Origin of the sequence: Mesorhizobium sp. AR02, from assembly GCF_024746835.1 — a bacterium.
Taxonomy (GTDB): Bacteria; Pseudomonadota; Alphaproteobacteria; order Rhizobiales; family Rhizobiaceae; genus Mesorhizobium.
This window is the reverse complement of record NZ_CP080531.1, coordinates 1,498,866-1,517,260: the sequence shown is the minus strand read 5'-3', so window position 1 is coordinate 1,517,260 and position 18,395 is coordinate 1,498,866. Positions and strand designations below refer to the sequence as shown.

9 protein-coding genes are annotated in these 18,395 nt (G+C 59.6%); 8 read left to right on the top strand and 1 reads right to left on the bottom strand.

Going from position 1 to position 18,395, the window contains the following annotated elements; genetic code table 11:
* The first annotated feature begins 91 nt into the window (after positions 1-91).
* From DBIPINDM_RS11585 to DBIPINDM_RS11550, 8 genes are all read left to right on the top strand, one after another.
* Complete coding sequence (locus tag DBIPINDM_RS11585) at positions 92-931, top strand: response regulator transcription factor (RefSeq protein WP_258585839.1); 840 nt, start codon at positions 92-94, stop codon at positions 929-931.
* Entirely contained in the window at positions 921-2,294 is a 1,374-nt protein-coding gene (locus DBIPINDM_RS11580) for a sensor histidine kinase (protein ID WP_258585838.1), read from the top strand. Before DBIPINDM_RS11585 ends, DBIPINDM_RS11580 begins: the two co-directional genes overlap by 11 nt.
* 771 nt (positions 2,295-3,065) lie before the next feature.
* The gene (locus DBIPINDM_RS11575; protein ID WP_258585837.1) at positions 3,066-4,364 is read left to right on the top strand and encodes a tetratricopeptide repeat protein; all 1,299 of its coding nucleotides are present in this window, start codon (positions 3,066-3,068) and stop codon (positions 4,362-4,364) included.
* 496 nt (positions 4,365-4,860) lie between these two features.
* Complete coding sequence (locus DBIPINDM_RS11570; RefSeq protein ID WP_258585836.1) at positions 4,861-11,289, top strand: DUF4214 domain-containing protein; 6,429 nt, start codon at positions 4,861-4,863, stop codon at positions 11,287-11,289.
* A gap of 137 nt (positions 11,290-11,426) precedes the next feature.
* On the top strand, positions 11,427-11,780 hold the full coding sequence (locus DBIPINDM_RS11565; RefSeq protein ID WP_258585835.1) for a hypothetical protein: 354 nt from the start codon (positions 11,427-11,429) through the stop codon (positions 11,778-11,780).
* 20 nt (positions 11,781-11,800) lie between these two features.
* Complete coding sequence (locus tag DBIPINDM_RS11560; protein ID WP_258585834.1) at positions 11,801-12,904, top strand: dienelactone hydrolase family protein; 1,104 nt, start codon at positions 11,801-11,803, stop codon at positions 12,902-12,904.
* A gap of 12 nt (positions 12,905-12,916) precedes the next feature.
* Positions 12,917-15,079, top strand: a complete 2,163-nt coding sequence (locus tag DBIPINDM_RS11555) for a type I secretion system permease/ATPase (protein WP_258585833.1) — start codon at positions 12,917-12,919, stop codon at positions 15,077-15,079.
* A gap of 1 nt (position 15,080) precedes the next feature.
* Positions 15,081-16,550, top strand: a complete 1,470-nt coding sequence (locus tag DBIPINDM_RS11550) for an HlyD family type I secretion periplasmic adaptor subunit (RefSeq protein WP_258585832.1) — start codon at positions 15,081-15,083, stop codon at positions 16,548-16,550.
* Positions 16,551-16,966: 416 nt separating this feature from the next.
* On the opposite strand, the gene DBIPINDM_RS11545 is transcribed toward DBIPINDM_RS11550, so the two are convergent.
* Positions 16,967-18,124: an IS91 family transposase gene (locus DBIPINDM_RS11545; protein ID WP_258585831.1), complete on the bottom strand. Its 1,158-nt coding sequence runs from the start codon at positions 18,122-18,124 to the stop codon at positions 16,967-16,969.
* Between the last annotated feature and the right edge of the window lie 271 nt (positions 18,125-18,395).

The following is an 18,395-nucleotide window of genomic DNA, read 5'->3' as shown; positions in this document are numbered from 1 at the left end:
CCTGCCCCATGAGAGTGGCCAGTCAATTATTTGTGTCACGACTTCGTCGCCAAGCCATCGTAGGCAGTCGATCAAGTCGTTGACTTTGTGATTGTGCTTTATCATCCTCAATATTCGGCTTGGCGACTTTTCAGTTGGCGAAGAAGACTTCGGCAGTTGGTACAGAAGCCCCGAGCTTGGAGCACGAGCACAATGGCATGGGGTGGCTCGATACGATCGTCCCTTGGGCGTTCCTTCGATCCGACGGGAGGTTTGGGCTGTGGCGCGATTACTGGTTCTTGAGGACGAATCTGTCCTGGCTCGGCACGTCAAAGGAACGCTTGAGCGGGCGGGGCATGCGGTCGATGTCGTCGAGACAATTGCCGGCGGCATCCAGGCGTTGGGCGCAGCCGGCTATGATCTCCTGGTGCTCGACAGGCACGTGCCCGACGGCGACGGGACAGGACTCCTGGATTTTGTCCGTCAGGCGAAGTCGGCAATTCCAGTGATGTTCCTGACGGCCCGTTCCGGCACCGATGACCGTGTCGGCATCCTCAATCGCGGCGCCGACGATTATCTGTGCAAACCCTTCGAAGCCGCAGAGCTTGTTGCGCGTGTCACGGCCCTGCTGCGTCGCCCGCAACAGTTGGCTGCCTCGACCCTGACGGCCGGCAACATCGTCCTGGACAAGGCAACGCGTTCGGCAATGGTCGCCGGCAAGCCGCTGGTGATCGCCCGCCGGGAAAGCATGCTCCTGGAGCAACTGGTCGTCCGCTCGGGGCAAGTCGTCACCCGCGAAGCCCTGGATGCCAAGCTGTTCGGCTTCGGGGATGGCGCCTCGCCCAACGCCATCGAGGCCAGCGTCTATCGGCTGCGGAGCGCGTTGAGCAATCTGGGGGCCGACCATCAGATCCACACTGTTCGCGGCATCGGGTACTGCTTTGCGCCTTAGCGAGCGCCTGTTCGGTTCAATCGGCATCCGTCTCAGCCTCCAGCTCTCGCTGCTGTTCCTGCTCTTTGCGGCGGCCTGCGCCGGTCTGATCGGTTACCAGCTTTCCAATGTAGATGAGACGGCGCGGTCGCTGCGCTTGCAAAGGCAGGCCGAGGAAATCAGGCAGGTCCTGCATTTTGCGGCGGGAACGGCCCCGACTTTGGAGCTGCCTCCCGAGCGCATGGCCCCTTACCAGGCGGAAGAGCCGACCTTGTTTTATGCGTTGCGCAATGCGGCCGGCCAGCCCGTCATAGTGTCTTCCAAGACCCTGCAGGATCGTTTCGGTTCATCGCTCTTCCGGGCACTCGCACCCGGCGAAAGCGACACGACGGCGAGGGATGGCCCCGACAATGCCTTCTATTTCCTGTCGGAGCCCATGGAGACGCCGGACCATGAGCCGCTCCTGCTCATCGTTGGCCAACAGGCATCGGCGGCGGACGCCTTGCTGCGCAACGTCGAATGGCGGCTGCTGAGCGATGCTGGCATCGCCGCAATTCCGATCTGCCTTGCGGTGTTCGGCGCCAGCCTGGCGATCATTCGCTACGGCTTTGCGCCGATACGCCGGCTGTCGCAGCAGGCGGGCACGATCGGACCGGCGGATCCCGACGCGCGTATTGGCGTGACCGACCTGCCGGCGGAACTGCGCGGCCTGGCCGAAGCCACTAACGCCGCCGCGGGCCGGCTGCAGCAGGCCATCACCAGCCAGCGCCGCTTCACCGCCGATACGGCGCACCAATTGCTGACGCCGCTGGCGCTGCTGTCGGCCCGGATCGAGCAGAGCGCGGTACCGCATCCCGATCCCGGCTTGCGCGGCGATCTCGTGCGCATGCAGAACCTCGTCAGGCAGTTGCTCAACCTGTCGCGGCTTGCCGCTGTGGCGCCATCTCAGGAGAAGGTCGATCTCAGAACCGTCGCCAAGGAGGTCGTCACCGCCATGGCCCCTCTCGCCATCACGGAAGGCAGGAACCTTTCTTACCAGGGTCCTGAAGCGCCCTGCGTGACGACCGGGGACGCTTCGGCTATCGGCGAGGCGCTTGCCAATGTCATTCGCAACGGCCTCCGGCACACCGGGCCTGGCACTTGCGTCGACATAGCGGTGGAAGAGCCGGCCAGCATCACGGTCGCCGACAGGGGAGACGGCATTGCCGAGGCGCATCGGCAGCGTCTGCTGGAGCCGTTCTTCACCACACAGGCCGACAAGGGCGGCTCGGGCCTCGGCCTCGCCATCGTCGACGAAATCATGCGCCAGCATGGCGGCGCCGTGGACATTGAAAGCCGTGTGGACGGCGGCACCCTGTTCCGCCTCAGGTTCAAGGCAAACTAGAGATGTGATAGCCGGACGACAAAATCAGTAACAATTAAATAGGTCATCCGCAGGTTGTCCAACAGAAATAAGTGCGTATTGGTCAGCGTTCGTCAGGTTGTCGTCAGATTCGTCTTGTAGAAGTAAAACGCTAGGATGCACACCCAACAAAGTCGCTCCCCGGCGAGGGCACGCTCTACAAGGGCGAGCCCATTCAATTGCAAGATGGAAGTCAGGGTAGGCGGTGTGGCGTGTCGTCTCCGGTATTAAAGGCGAGCTGCACTCCGGGAGAACATGACCTGAAGCATGAACGTCAGACTTCAAATGAAATGTCGCAAATGTTTAAAGTAAGGGGCTTAGCGTGAACCTCGTCGTAGCGATCATCATGATAACTCTCAATCCTGCGCCTTTTTGGGTATGCGGCGCATCTGGCGCCGGCCACCTGTCGGCCTGTCACGAGACGGCGATCTAAGGTCGCAGACCGGTGTCATGCCCTAGGAAGCTAGCGAGTTGGGCGTGTTGCCATAGCAGTGGAGTTGCAGCGTAAGCCGGATATCAGGCGACGGCAAGTCAAATCATGACCAAAACAAGCGCCGTCATCGAAGCTTTTTTGTTCACCGGAGCATCAGTGATAAAATCGTTGCAACCGTGAATTCGTCAGGTTGTCGTCAGGTTGGCGGCATAGGGTGATCGCGGAACGGCTGACGAAGAAACTAGACGCAAGGCAAATCAATGCCGCGCCAATGGCGGAAATGATGTTGACTGTTTTCGGAGTTCGCGCGGATCGTAACAATGATTAATCCAGAAAAGTACAAGATAATAATCCTGACTGCGGCTTGCGTCGGAATATCAATTTTCACCCCTTCGTCATGCTCTCTTGCAGGCGAGCTTATTATAACCGAGCAACTGACATGTGGAACGCTCGGCGATTCAGAGCGGCAGGAATGGGAAAATGACGCTGCCCTAGGTAATGCGGCGGCGCTAAACAATCTCGGTTTTCTGTACGTATTGGGTTGCGGCGTGAAGCCCGACGCCCAGCGCGCAAAGGAGTACTTTGAGCAGGCCGCCGACAAGGGCGACGCGCAAGCAGAGCACAATCTGGGATACCTCTATGATAAGGGCGGCATCGGCGTGGCTCAAAACAGCGCTCTCGCCTTTGTCTGGTATACCAAGGCGGCGGCCAAGGGATTTGCTCAATCGGAATTGAGCCTGGCCAAAATGTATCAGATCGGCCAAGGAGCACCAAAGGACCCGGTCCGGGCCGCCGAACTCCTCCGCCAGGCGGCGGACCAAGGGTTTGCCCCTGCCCAATTTCAGCTCGGCGCAGCCTATGAAAGCGGCGAAGGCGTTGGGCGAGATTATGCGCAAGCGATGATGTGGTATCAGAAAGCGGCAGCCCAGAACGATCCCACGGCGCTGGCGGCAATTGCCTATTTGTATGAATATGCCCGGGGTGTCCCACAGGACTTCGCCGCTGCCATGCGCTGGTATCGGGCTGCTGCCGCGGTAGGCAGCCCTATCGGGGAAAACAATCTAGGCGGACTTTATGACAGCGGTAAAGGCGTCGCACCCGATGCCGCACAGGCCGCCATTTGGTACGCAAAGGCCGCGGCGCAGGGATTTTCCGCGGCCAGTGCCAACCTTGGTGCCCTCTACGCAGCCGGCAAAGGAGTGCCGCAAGATTATCGACGCGCTGCGGAATTGTTTTCGAGCGCGGCTCAAAGCGGGGATGCTCAGGGTGAGTATAATCTCGGAGTGGCGTATTTAACCGGCAAAGGCGTTGGGCAAGATTATGCCCTTGCTCGTCACTGGCTTGAAAAATCGTCAGATCAAAATAATCCTAGGGCGCAATATGATCTGGCTATGATATATATGAATGGCATGGGTGTTGAAAAGAATACTGAAAAATCAATAACATTGTTTGAAGAAAGTGCCAAAAATGGCGACGCAGACGCCCAAAGCGCGCTTGGTACCATATTTGAGTTTGGTATTGGTGTAACAAGAGATCGATCAACAGCTATTATGTACTACAAGCAAGCCGCGACATCCGGCAATATGAAAGCAAAAGAGGCCCTCAAGCGTCTTTTGTGATGAAGTCTTATTCAACAATTTTTTTTCTGTTTTCAGAGCCCCGCAGAAAGTGGAGGAAGCTATGGATCCTAAAAGTGGCGTCGGATCGTCAGCGAGTATTACCACAGGTGGATTCTCGGTTACTGCAGACGAGAAGGCTTATGCAGATCATACGGTAGAGGCTAGCATCGGAGTAAATGGCTACGGGATAAATGTGTCCGGTGTGCCGGGAAGACCACTTTCTATAAGTATAACTGTACCATCTAAGCCTCTAGAGGACGCAGGAGTTGACGTAGACGTTGAACAAGATAAAGTAACTGTCGAGAGCGGAACTGAAACAAAGGAGACCATCGGCCCCTTCAAAGTTAGTCTGAAAACCTATGACGTTGTCGAATACACTCCCGATCCTTATCCCGATCCTAATGAGACCACGCATACATATAGAGAGCCTTCTACCGTTGGGCCGGATGACCCGACATTCGGTATACCCATGAATGCTAATAAATTAGACATTTTGATGCCTGATGATGTTCCGATTAGTCCTGATCCGTGGGAGGGTAATAATCCGCCCACTTCGCAAAGCCCGTGGTCGAGCAACTATGCTCCAGTTCACCCTGACCCGTTCGATGACAGAAATACAGGCGGCGACGCGAATGCGCCAACCGGTCCTGATGCCGGTCAAGATCATGGGTTTGGTTGGCAAAGTTATTCACCTGGCAGCACCGGCAGCCCTGACAACAACGCGGCTACCGGCCCCGATGCCGGCCAAGATCATGGGTTTGGTTGGCAAAGTTATTCACCTGGCAGCACCGGCAGCCCTGACAACAACGCGAATACCGGCCCTGACGCGGGCCAAGACCATGGACCCGGCTGGTCAAATTACTCCCCTGATAACACCGCCAACCCTGACGGCGCGCCCGCCGACACTTCCCCTGGTGATAGCAGCAACAACAACGCTGGAGACGGCAGCGCAACACAAGATGGCGGGACCAACGACAATACCACAGGCAACGACACCGGAGATCAGAACAACGGTGCAGGCAGCGACGGCGGTGGTGACGCGGTCGCGCCGATCTTGCTCGACTTGTCCGGCAAAGGGCTTTCGGTCAATTCGCTGTCCTTGTCCTCGCAGTTCCTCGATCTGAAGGGTGACGGTTATCAACACCGCACAGCCTGGGCGGGTGCTGGCAATGGCGTCCTGGTTCTGGATCTATATGGCGATGGCCAGATCCATCAGCAGAACCAATTTGCCTTCACAGCATGGGATCCGTCGGCAAAGGGCGATCTGACAGCGCTCAAAGACGTCTTTGATACCAACCATGATGGAAAACTCGACGCCGGCGATGCCGACTGGAACCTGTTCAAAGTGATGGTCAACGGCCAGATGGTATCATTGGCCTCGCTTGGCATCACGTCGATCGATCTGACGCCGACGGGCAGTGGGCAGACCTTCAATGACGGCTCAGCCATTACGGGCACGACAACCTACACCAAATCAGATGGCACGACCGGACAGGTCGGCGACGCGGTGTTGGCGAGTGATAGCAATGGCTATCTGATCCATCAGACCCAGGTGACCAATGCCGACAGCTCAGTGACCACGGATATCCTCGGCTACAATGCCGACGGGTCCAAGGCTTTCGAGAATGTGGTGACGGTGAGCGCCAACGGCCTCAACAAGACCGCCAAATATGACGATACCGGCAATGGTGTGTTCGACCGAACACAGACCGACAACACGGTGACCAACGCCGACGGCTCGTCAACAGAGACGATCACAGACTTCAATGCTGATGGCTCCAAAAAGGATGCTACTGCGGTCACCAGAAGCGCCGATACCAAGACCGTAACAACCCTGGTCGATCAGAATGGCGACGGTATCTGGGATCAGTCCGAGATTTTTGTCACCAATGTCGACAGTTCAACCTCGACTACCACGAAGAATCTCGCAGCCAATGGCGCCACCATCAACCAGATTGCCGTAACCACGAGCGCCAACGGGTTGACCAAAACGACCAGTATCGACCATGGAGGCTACGGCACCTTCGATCACATCACCACGAACAGCACAGTTGTCAATGCCGATGGTTCGCGCACCGAAACCGTGACGGACACCGGCAACAACGGCACATTGCTGGACAAGACGGTAACGACGACCAGTGCCGATGCGCGCAGCAAGACAGTGCAGACCGACCATACCGGTTCGGGCAGCTTCGATGAGGTGACCACATCCTCCATCGTCATCAATTCCGACAATTCGGTGACGACGACGGTCTTGGACAAGAACGCCGACGGCTCATCACGGGATTCCACCGTCAGCACCATCAGCGGCGATGGCCTTTGGAAGTCGGTGGCGCATTATCTCGACGGCAGCAGCACGCCCGAAGACACGGCTTGGGACGTGGTCACTGTTGGCACGGATGGCACGCGCACCGAGACCGCTTCGGACTACAGCGCCAACAATACGTTGCTGAGCAAGACCGTCACGGTCACCAGCGGAGACAAGAAGACTATCACCACCACCATCGATGCCAATGGCGATGGCGCGACGGATCAGAGCAAGGCCATCCTGATCAATGCCGATGGTTCGACCACCACGACGCTGTCCAATTTCAGCAGCAATGGCACGCTGATCAGCCGCACGCTGACAACGACCTCCGCCAACGGCCTGTCGACGACGACAAAGACCGACCTCAATGGCGACGGCACCTATGATCTTACCGAGACCGATGTCATCACCACCAATGCGGATGGCTCAAAGACCGAGACGGTGACGGATGCCAGCGCCAACGGCACGCTGGTCGACAAGAGCATCACGACCACGACTGCCAACGGCCTGACGCAGACCAAGCAGCAGGATCTCAACGGCGACGGGGCCATTGACCGCACGGTGACGGACGCGATCGTGCTCAACGGTGATGGCAGCCGCACCGAGACATTGTCGACGGTGAGCAACACCGGCGCGCTGCTTTCCCGGACGGTGACGACGGACAGCGCCGACCGCAAGACGACGACGGTGACCATCGACGGCAATGGCGACGGCCATGTCGATCGGACCGAGGTCAGCGTGCTCAATGCCGACGGCTCGACGACGCAGACGGTGACGGACACCAGCGCCAGCGGCGCGCAGACCGACCAGACGGTGACGACGACCAACGCCAACGGGCTGTCGCTGTCGACCTCACACAACATCGACGGCAAAGTCGATGACACCTTGCAGGACGCGACGGTGCTGAACGCTAACGGCTCGAAGACCGAGACGATCGGCGATTTCAGCAACAACAACACCTTGCTCGACAAGCGCATCGTCACCACGAGCGGCAACGGCCTGTCGTTGACGACCCAGACCGATGCCAATGGCGATGGTGTTCTCGACAAGGACGTCAACGATGTGACGGTCCTCAATGCCGACGGTTCGAAGACCGAGACGGTTGCGGCCTATAACGGCGCCGGCACCGCGTTGATCGGCAAGACCGTGACCACAGCTGGCGGCGATGGCTTGTGGAGGTCGGTGACACATTATCTCGACGGCAGCGGCACGCCCGAGGACGCTGCCTGGGATGTAGTAACCCTCGGCGCGGATGGCTCGCGCGTCGAAACGATCTCCGACTACAGCGGCAACGGCACACTGATTTCAAAGAAAGTGACGACGACCAGCGCCGACAAGAAGACGGTCACCATCAACGCCGATCTCGACGGCAATGGCGTGAACGATGTCTCGGTCACGGCCACCGCCAACGCCGACGGCTCAGCGACCGCGGTCACCTCGACCTACAACGCGACGGGTGTCCTGGCCTCGAAATCCACCAAGACGGTGAGCGCCAACGGCCTGTCGACGACGATCGTCACCGACCTCAACGGCGATGGCGCGGTCGATCAGTCGAGGACCGATGTCACGGTGCTCAATGCCGATGGCTCGAGGGCCGAGACCATCTCAAATTTCAATGCGAGCGGCGGGCTGAAAAACAAGACCGTCATCACCACCAGCGCCAACGGTCTGTCAGTGACGACGCAGATGGACGGCACGTTCCACCGCACCAACAGCGACGTGAAAACGCTGAATGCCGATGGGTCGACCACCGAGGTCGTGTCGGATCTCAATGCCGATGGCAGCTTGCATGACAAGACAACGACGACCACCAGCGCCAACCAGATGACGGTCACCACCACCCGTGACATCAACGGCGACGGCACGGTCGATCAGACGGTGATCCGCCAGGTCAATGCCGATGGCTCCACCACGATTGCTGCGATGGATGTCGCAACAGATGGGGATTATACGACCAAGCGCACAAGCACTGTCAGCGCCAACGGACTTACCAAAGCGACTGTCTTTGAAAGCAATTCCTCTGACTACGTCAATCAGGGAACGATTTACAGACTTTATCACACGATTCTCGGCCGCGATCCGGATCAAACTGGCTTCCATAATCAGCTTTCCACTTTGGAAAGTGGTACGTCGGAAGTGACTTTGATCGGTAACTTTATAAGTTCCGCCGAATTCGTGCAAAAATACGGGTCGCCCAGCAACACACAGTTTGTCACGCTGCTCTACCAGAATGCCCTCGGCCGGGCGCCGGATTCTGCCGGCCTGACCAATTGGGTCAACGCGCTCAATGGCGGCGAATCGCGCGCGGCCGTCGCCCAAGGCTTCATCGATTCAGCGGAAGCCCATTCGCACTATGCGAATGCCGAACTTGACTGGGTGTCGGCCAACACAAGTGTGACCGGATGCGCACCAGAAACCGTGAGCGACTCGACAGTTTTGAATTCCGACGGTTCGACGACCGAAACGATTAGCTGGCTCAATTACGCCGGGACCTTGACCGCTCGCTCCTCGACAACGACAAGCGGCAATGGTTTGACGACGACAAAGCAGTTCGACCCAACTGGAGCGGGGACATACTCAGAGACGCGAACCGATCAAACGACGCTCAATGCGGATGGCTCGAAAACGGAAACATTGACCGAAACGACCGGCGGCACGCAGACCGACCGCTATCTGTCGACCACGAGCGGCAATGGCCTCATCGTAACCAAACAATGGTTCTTCGGCGCGGCTACCACGCCAAGCGAGACCGAGACCGATATGACGGTTCTCAATGCCAATGGCTCGAAGACGGAGACGCTGACCAACAGCAAGAGCGATGGCTCGCTGTTGTCAAAGACGGTGCGCACGACCAGTGCCAATGGCCTCACTGTCTCGATCCAGCAAGACACGACAGGATCGGGAAGCTTCAACCAGGGCCAGACCGACAGTACGGCGGCGCTGGCCGATGGCTCCGTCGTCCGCACTGTCAGCGATCTCAATGGAGATGGCAGCCTGAGAGATAAAATCATCACCCAGACGAGCGCTGATGGCCGCATCACCACCATCAGCCGCGACGCCACTGGCGATGGCGTCGTCGACCAGACCGAGACGGACACACATCTCGTGGACGGCAGTTTGTCGCGCGTGATCACCGACCTGCTGGCGAGCGGCGCTGCGGCGGACACGATGAACTCGACTACAGGCTTTGACGGTCTGACCACCAATACGAGCTGGGATTTCAATGCGGACGGAACGGTCGACCGAACACGCTCGGACACCCGCGCGTACAACCCCGACGGCTCCTACAGCGAAACCGTGAAGGACTACCAGACGAGCACGAAAACCAGCACCGGCTGGGGCGCGGCGATTACAGCGGTCCTGTTGAAAACCACGACGGAGACGGTGAGCGCCGACGGCAGGACCAAGACCACGACTGTCAAGTTGAACAGCGACACCAGTGCCGATGAAACATCGACGGCAGTCACGGCCATTGATGGCTCGATCGTGACGACCACGACCAATGACGCCGCTGCCAAGGCTGTGGCCCCTCTTCCCGGCAAGGTGGTGTGGTATTCGGCTATGGCAAATAACGCGACCGTGCCCTCGAAGATGATCACAACCGTCAGCGCCGATGGGCTGTCAAGGACGATTCAAGCCGATTACGATGGCAATGGAACCTATGAACACACCGAAACCTGGCAAACCCAGATCGATGGCTGGCAGATCGGCACCATCCAGGATGTGAACGCAAGTGGCGTGGTGGTGGCCAAAGGTACGGCGACGATCAGTGCCGACGGCTTAACAACAACAGGAACAGAGACCGGCACCAACTTGAATGGTAACGCCTCGGCAACTACGCATGCCGATGGCAGCATCACCGAAACCGAGATTGCCTATAATACCAACGGTACACTGAATTCGACGCTTGCTCTCTATGTCAGTGCCGATGGGCAATCAACATCATCCGTCGTGACAACCCCGCCTGCTTCGTCCGGTGCACTGGCGACGTCTACTACAACGGTAACCGGCAACGGCACGACAACGACCGAGTCGAACTCGAATGACACCGCCACCATCAATGGCACCAACAACGTTCTGACCGTGACCTCAGGTCAGGAGACGGCAACAGTTTCCGGAACAGGCAACACCATAAATGTCAACGGAAACGCCTCTGCGAGTGTGACCGGTGGAACTGGAACCGTCGTCGATTTCAACAGTTCCAGCGCCGCGCTCAGTGCAACGTCGGAGACCATCAATTTGGCCACCGGGAGCACGGTGACGATCGGTGGTACCGGCAATACGATTGTTATAAACGCGAACGAGAACGTGACATTGGATCCTTCAGGCTCGTTTTGGGGACAAGGCCAAGCTGACACGTTTATCTTTGAGCCGAATTTTGGCCATTCAACCGTCTCCAATTTCTTCGCTCAGGGCAACGTTCCTTCCGGTGGTGGTAGTTTTGACCAGATCGACGTAAATCATGCTGTATTCGCGGATTGGGCCCATCTTCTGGCAGCTTCAACTCAATCGGGAAGCGATGTCATCATCACGGCTGATGCCAATGACACGATCACGCTGAAGAATACAACGCTTGCGAGCTTGCAAAGAGATCAGAGCGCATTCCATTTCACCTGATGGCGGTCGGAAGCATAGCCGGGCGGTGACAATGCAGCCCGGTGGTGTCTGCGGTTTACTTTGAATTTCGAGAATAAGACCTCCCAAAAAGACCCTCCTGCAAGCCACCACCAATCAGACCCTCAGACGGTACCGCGATGACCGATGCCTTCGCTGCAGAGCAAAGTGAGCCATCTGTACAGGCCGCCTTACGGTTGTGGTCCGATTTCTACGGCCAGATGGGCGACGTTTTTCATCCCGAGGCCAGCGCGCCCTTCGTCTACAGCCCGGCCTGGGAACCTGGCTCGGCAAGCTCATCGGGAGCGTCCGGCTTTCAGCCTGCCCCCGCGGTTGCGGACGCTGTTCAGCAATTCTTCGATGGCTGGATCAACACACTGGCTAGCTGGACGCAGGCTGGCACCGCAACCGTCGGTCAGCAGGGAGATCATATTGAAAACACGATGCTGGTCGCGAACGGCTACCCGCTGGTGACTAGGGGTGGCTGGAGTTGAGGGCAGTAACGGGTTTGCTCATGTCGAGGAAGCTTGTCCTCGCCTTAGTTGTTGTCAGCTTGTGGCTGGTTTCCCAAGCCGCCCATGCCGCCGACCCGGATTTCGACGAGAGCCACGCGTTTCTTCATGTCGTGATCGACGGGAAGCCCTATCGTCTCGACAGTCTTGTCGTGAAGAAATCGGGAGCAAAGGGGCCGCTGCCGCTTGCGCTAGTCACACATGGGACAGCTATCTCCAACCGGGAGAACCGGGCCGAGAACGTCGAAAAGTTCAGGCCGCGAGCCCGCGATCTGGCCTTAAGAGGCTGGCTGGCGGTTGTGGTGATCCGAAGGGGATATGGCCGGTCGGATGGCCCTTTTCCGGCGGATGGCTGCAAAAAACCGCATGTCAAACGGGATCTCGACGTGGCGGCGGATGATCTCCAGGCGGTGATCGACGTGATGAAGAGACGAACGGACGTCGATTCATCGCACATCATTGCCATGGGCGATTCCGTAGGCGGGGCTACCGCCATAGCGCTTGGTGCGCGCAATCCAGCCGGCCTGGTCGGCGTGATCAGTGTTTCCGGTGGCTTGCATCTCAATTGCGCGGGTTGGGCGGACAAGCTGGTCGAGGCGTACAGAACATTTGGCGCCACCAGCCACGTTCCGAATCTCTGGCTCTACGCGAAGAACGACAGCTATTTTGGGCCGGAGGTGGTTGACCGTTTGCAAACTTCATTCACGGAAGGCGGAGCAAATTTAACATCAAAGGAACTTGACCCTTTTCAGAAGGAAGGCCATGCCCTGTTTCTAGCAGGGGGAATGCAGTGGCTTGAGAAATTGGATTACTTCCTCCAGTACAATCATCTACCGACGTGGAGTTACGACGACGCATCTAAAATACAAAGGCAACTTGGTCTTGGAGGTGGCGGACTGCGGTTTGCCCAGCAGTACCTAATCGCACCAACGCCGAAAGCAATGTCTTTCTCACCGAGCGTGAAACGTGCCTTTTATCAATATGACGGCACATTCGGTCTTGCAGCTAACCGCGTCGCCGCGATTTCCCTGTGCGAGAAAGCGAAAAACACAGACTGCAGCATCGTGATGGAAAACGACCGCTGGGTTGGGCCTGCATCACAGTGAGCTTGCGCTGTCATGAATAGCCCCGAGATGACAGCCGCGCCGCAGGAGCAGCTCGATTCCGGCTTGAGGGCGCTGTGCGGCATCGCGGCCTTCTATCGGATCGCCGCCGATCCGAGGCATCTCGCCAACCAACTCGCGCTGACCGGGCGCTTAGCAAACGAGCGCGACCTCATCCGCGCTGCCGCCATTGTCGGCCTCAAGGCGCGTGTGGTCGCCAGGCTCACGCCCAAACGTATCGAGACGCTTCCGGTGCCGGCGATCGTGCGCATTGCCGACGGCTCCTTCCAGGTCTTCGGCGGCAAGAACCCCAGCGGCAGGTACCGCCTGGTCGATCCCATTACGCGCATCGACCGGGAACTCACACTCGAGGCGTTGCTGCAGGAGATCGGCGGCCAGATCGTGCTGATCGGCCGGCGTCTGCGCGGGCAAGGCTCGGATCCGCGCAGCTTCGGTCTTGGCTGGTTCCTGCCCTCGATCTGGCGCTACAGGAAACCGCTCGCCCATGTGCTGCTGGCCTCGCTTTTCGTGCAGATCTTCGCCTTGGTCACGCCTTTGTTCTTCCAGGTCGTGGTCGACAAGGTTCTGACCCATAAGGGCTACTCCACCTTGTTCGTACTGGTCGCCGGCATTGCCATCATCGGCCTGTTCGATATCGTGCTGCAATATCTGCGCAGCTACGCGCTCTCGCACACCACCAACCGCATCGATGTCGAACTCGGCCAGAAACTTTTCCAGCATCTGTTGCGGCTGCCGCTCGGCTATTTCGAAACGCGGTCGGCCGGCCAGACAGTGGCACGGGTGCGCGAGCTTGAGACCATCCGCAGCTTTCTGACAGGACAAGGGCTGTTCTCGGCCATCGACCTCGCCTTCACCCTCGTCTTCATCGCGGTGCTCTACGCCTATTCCTGGAAGCTGACCCTGATCGTGGTCGCCTCCATTCCCCTCTACATCCTGATCGCCGTCCTGGTGCGGCCCTCCTTGCGTGCGATGATCAAGGAGAAGTTCAACCGCGGGGCCGTCAGCCAGCAATTCCTGGTCGAGGCCATCGTCGGCATCCAGACGGTCAAGGCTGGTGCCGTCGAGCCGGTGATGCAGGCGCAATGGGCTGAGCGCCTAGCCGCCTATGTCCGCACCTCCTTCGACGCAACCATGCTGAGTGCCGGCGGCCAGAACGCCATCCAATATGTCTCCAAGCTCTCGACAGCTCTGCTGCTGCTGTTCGGGGCAAAGGCGGTGATCGACGGTGAACTCTCCGTCGGCGCGCTGGTTGCTTTCAACATGATCGCCAACCAGACGGTCCAACCGGTGCTGCGGCTCTCGCAGCTCTGGCAGGATTTCCAGCAGGTGCAGATCTCCGTCGACCGGCTTGGCGATATCCTCAACACGCCCATGGAGCGGGCACCGCAGACCAGCCTGGTGCTGCCGCCACCCAGGGGCGCGATTGACTTGCGCAATGTAACTTTCCGCTATCGGCCGGGCTCTCCCGAGGTGCTCAAGTCGGTGTCGCTGTCGATCCAACCCGGTGAGGTCATCGGCATTGTCGGCGCCTCCGGCTCGGGCAAGTCGACACTGACCAAGCTGATCCAGCGCCTGTACTCGGCCGAAGAGGGGCAGGTGCTGCTGGATGGCGCCGACCTGTCCCAGGTCGACCCGGCCTGGCTGCGTAGCCATATCGGCGTGGTGCTGCAGGAGAATTTGCTGTTCAACCGCACCATCCACGACAACATCGCGTTCGCCAATCCGGCGTTGCCCCGGGCCAACGTCATCGCCATCGCCAGGTTAGCCGGCGCCGACGAGTTCATCGCCAGGCTGCCGGCGGGCTACGACACCATGATCGAAGAGCGCGGTGCCAATCTTTCGGGCGGCCAGCGCCAGCGCATCGCCATTGCCCGGGCGCTGGCCACAAATCCGCCGATCCTGATCTTCGACGAAGCCACCTCGGCGCTCGATTACGAGAGCGAACGGGTCATCCAGACCAATATGCGCCATATCGTGCAGGGGCGGACCGTCATCATCATCGCCCACCGCCTCGCCGCCGTGCGGCCTTGCCACCGCATCGTCGGCATGGCCGACGGCCGTATCGTCGAGATCGGCAGCCATGCGGAACTGATTGCCCAACCAAACGGCGTCTATGCCCGGCTATGGGCATTGCAAAACGATCAGGTGGATGCCTGAGATGAACGCCAGCCCGCCGCCGCCCTCAGCCGGCCAGCCGATACCATCGCTGCCTTCCAGAAGGCCCAAGCCCAGGCGCTCGGACCAGGAGTTCCTCGCGCCGGCGCTTGAGATCCTGGAAACACCGCCATCGCCGGTGCGCATGGCGCTGGTCCTGATCATCTGCGCCTTTGTCGCCACGACTCTCGCCTGGGCGTATTTGGGCCGCATCGACATCATCGCCTCGGCCCAGGGCAAGTTCGAGCCAACCGGCAAGGTGAAGATCATTCAGCCACTGGAAACCGGTCGGGTCAAAGCGCTGCCGCCAGCGGAAGGCACGCATGTCAGCCAAGGCGATGTGCTGCTCGAACTCGACGCAACCGAGGAGATCGCCGACGAAGCCGGGCTAAAGCGCGATCTTGCCTCCTATCAAGCCGAAGCGATACGCCGGCGTGCCGCCATCGATGCGGCGCGCGAACAGAAACTCCCGTCCAAGCCGATCATCCCATGGGGCGATGAGGTTCCCGATCTCTTGCGCAGCCGCGAGCAGAACATCCTCAACGGCGATCTCGGCCAGCTCGCTTCAAACCTGAATTCGCTTAAGGCTCAGCGTCAGGAAAAGTTAACCGACCAGGATCAATTCGCCCAAACAATCGAGACCCAGAAATCCCTGATTTCCACACTCCAGGCTCGCGTCACCATGCGCTCCGCTGCCCAGGCCAAGGATGCGGACACAAAGTCCAGCGTGATCGACGCCACGGAGACGCTGAAGTACCAAATCACGCAACTGGCCATCCAGCAAGGCCAACTGGCCAACGCCGAAGGCGAAGCCGTGGTGCAGGCGCGCGAGATCGACAAGACGCTCGAGGCATTCATCAGCGACAACACGCAGAAACTCGGCGATGCGGAAAGGCAGATCGACGACCTCACCCAAAAACTGGCCAGGGCCACGGCCGAGCGTGAACGCAAGACCATCGTGAGCCCGATCTCGGGCACTGTGGAGGAATCGGTGATCACTAATGTCGGCCAGGTCGTCACCGTGGGCCAGGAAGTCATGCGCATCGTGCCCGATGACTCCAAGCTCGAACTGCGGGTCTATGTCCTCAACACCGATATCGGCTTCGTCAAGGCGGGGCAGGAGGCCGTGGTGAAGATCCAGTCCTTCCCCTTCACGCGCTACGGCACCATCACCGCCAGGGTGACCAGTGTCGCCACCGATGCCATTCCCGAGCCCGATGCAACGCAACTCGAAGGCAATCCCGCGGCCCAGATTTCCAATGCAACCTTCGCCGGCGCCGAGCGCACACAGAACCTGGTTTTTCCGGTCACACTCACGCCGGACAAGACGGTCATGAGCGCGGACGGCCACGACGTGCCCCTCACGCCAGGCATGGCCGCCACGGTGGAAATCAAGACCGATAGCAGGCGCATTCTGGGATATGTGTTCTCGCCGATTGTGGAGGTGACATCGGAGGCATTCAAGGAGAGATAGTTAGAAACGCGGACCTGTTATCGGACAAGCTCTGCTTGAGCGCGATGCGGCCTGCGATGTGCTGGGTGCATCGTCCGCTTTCTTGTTCGGATATTCCGAAACCGGACCGTCCGTTTGCGTGAAGAGTTTCGGGCGCCGGCAGGCGTACGAAAGTCCCCGAGGAAGGAACCCGCGGGCCACAGGCGATGGCTATGGGGATTTCGGATTTCGGCAGATGTCGGCAATGGCGCGACCGCCGTCGGGGAGCTCTGGGGTGAATGCGGACAGACCGCTTCGTTGCGCCTCCGCGCGGTGTTGTCGGGACGGTGGGCGGCTGGGCGCGGCTCTGTCGGAGTCGATCATCACCCTAGACGTGCGTCGATCCGTTGCCGGAGGCTGAGTGCCTGCAGCTGAAGGCTGAACCATTCCATGCCGGGTCATGGCGTGCTCCTCCCGGTCGACCGGGAGCCGTGTGGCGGTCCGCGCGGCTGCCTCCATCGTTCGAACACCTCGATCACGATCATGCGGCCGCCACAGCAGGGGCATGGCGGGCGGAAGTTGTCCGGTTCGTCTCTGGTGTCATCGTCGGACGTTGCGGCGACGTTCAGGAGTTCACGAGCAAGCGCGAGGCTGGCCTTGCGAGCAGAGCCGGCAAGCAGGCCGCAATGCCGGATGCGGTGGAATCCCTTTGGCAACACGTGGAGCAGGAAGCGGCGGATGAACTCGTCGGTGGCGAGCGTCATGAGCTGCTGCCGGTCGGCGCCGTTGCGACGATAGTCCTTATAGCGGAAGGTGACGCCGCTCTTGTCGAAGGCGATCAGCCGGCTGTTCGAAATCGCGACCCGGTGCGTGTAGCGCGACAGGTAGGCGAGCACCGCTTCCGGGCCGGCAAAGGGCGCCTTGGCGTAGACCACCCAGCGCTTCTTCCGGACCGGCGACAGGTGGCGCAGGAATGCCCGCCGTTGCGCGAGATGAGCAATTGCGCCGAAGAAGGCGAGCCGGCCAGCGTCGTGCAGCGCGACCAACCGGGAGAGGAACAGGCGGCGGAACAGCTTACCGAGCACGCGCACCGGCAGCAGGAAGCCCGGACGCGACGATATCCACCGGCTTCCGTCCGGCGCGATGCCGCCGCCCGGCACGATCATGTGGACGTGCGGATGGTGGGTCATCGCGGAGCCCCATGTGTGGAGGACGGCGGTGATGCCGATGCGCGCGCCGAGATGCTTCGGATCCGCCGCGATCGTCAGCATCGTCTCCGATGCCGCACGGAACAGCAGGTCGTAGACCGCCGCCTTGTTGTGGAAGGCGATGTCGGCAACCTCGGCGGGCAGCGTGAACACGACATGGAAGTAGCCGACCGGCAGCAGGTCGGCCTCTCGCTCGGCGAGCCATGTCCGCGCGGCCGCGCCCTGGCACTTCGGACAATGCCGGTTGCGGCAGGAGTTGTAGGCGATGCGCCACTGGCCGCAGTCCTCGCAGGCTTCGACATGCCCGCCGAGGGCCGCGGTGCGACAGTGCTCGATCGCCGACATGACCTTGAGTTGCTGCAGGCTCAGATGACCTGCATGGACGGCCCGGTACGTCAAAACCCTCAAGCCAGATGTCGCAGGCTGAAATCGAGCGCTTTTTGGCGGCAGCGCAAACGCTGCATCTAAGAATCATCAAGCCATTCATATCGCCGCACCGCGACCAATACCGGTCAACGCGTGTTCTGCATGAGGTGCTGTTCTAGGCTGTGCGCGAAGTGATCGGGAGGAAGTCGCGTTCATAGGCGGAACACCAAGGGACCAGTACGGCCTTCTAACGACGGGTGGTCCACGAGGTGGCAAGTGATCCCCGGGTGAGCTTGGCGCCCGTTGACGCGAC

Coding starts and splice junctions, on each gene's coding strand:
- DBIPINDM_RS11575 (WP_258585837.1), top strand. CDS start 3,066: ATGATTAATCCAGAAAAGTACAAGATAATAATCCTGACTGCGGCTTGC.
- DBIPINDM_RS11570 (WP_258585836.1), top strand. CDS start 4,861: ATGCCTGATGATGTTCCGATTAGTCCTGATCCGTGGGAGGGTAATAAT.
- DBIPINDM_RS11565 (WP_258585835.1), top strand. CDS start 11,427: ATGACCGATGCCTTCGCTGCAGAGCAAAGTGAGCCATCTGTACAGGCC.
- DBIPINDM_RS11560 (WP_258585834.1), top strand. CDS start 11,801: ATGTCGAGGAAGCTTGTCCTCGCCTTAGTTGTTGTCAGCTTGTGGCTG.
- DBIPINDM_RS11555 (WP_258585833.1), top strand. CDS start 12,917: ATGAATAGCCCCGAGATGACAGCCGCGCCGCAGGAGCAGCTCGATTCC.
- DBIPINDM_RS11550 (WP_258585832.1), top strand. CDS start 15,081: ATGAACGCCAGCCCGCCGCCGCCCTCAGCCGGCCAGCCGATACCATCG.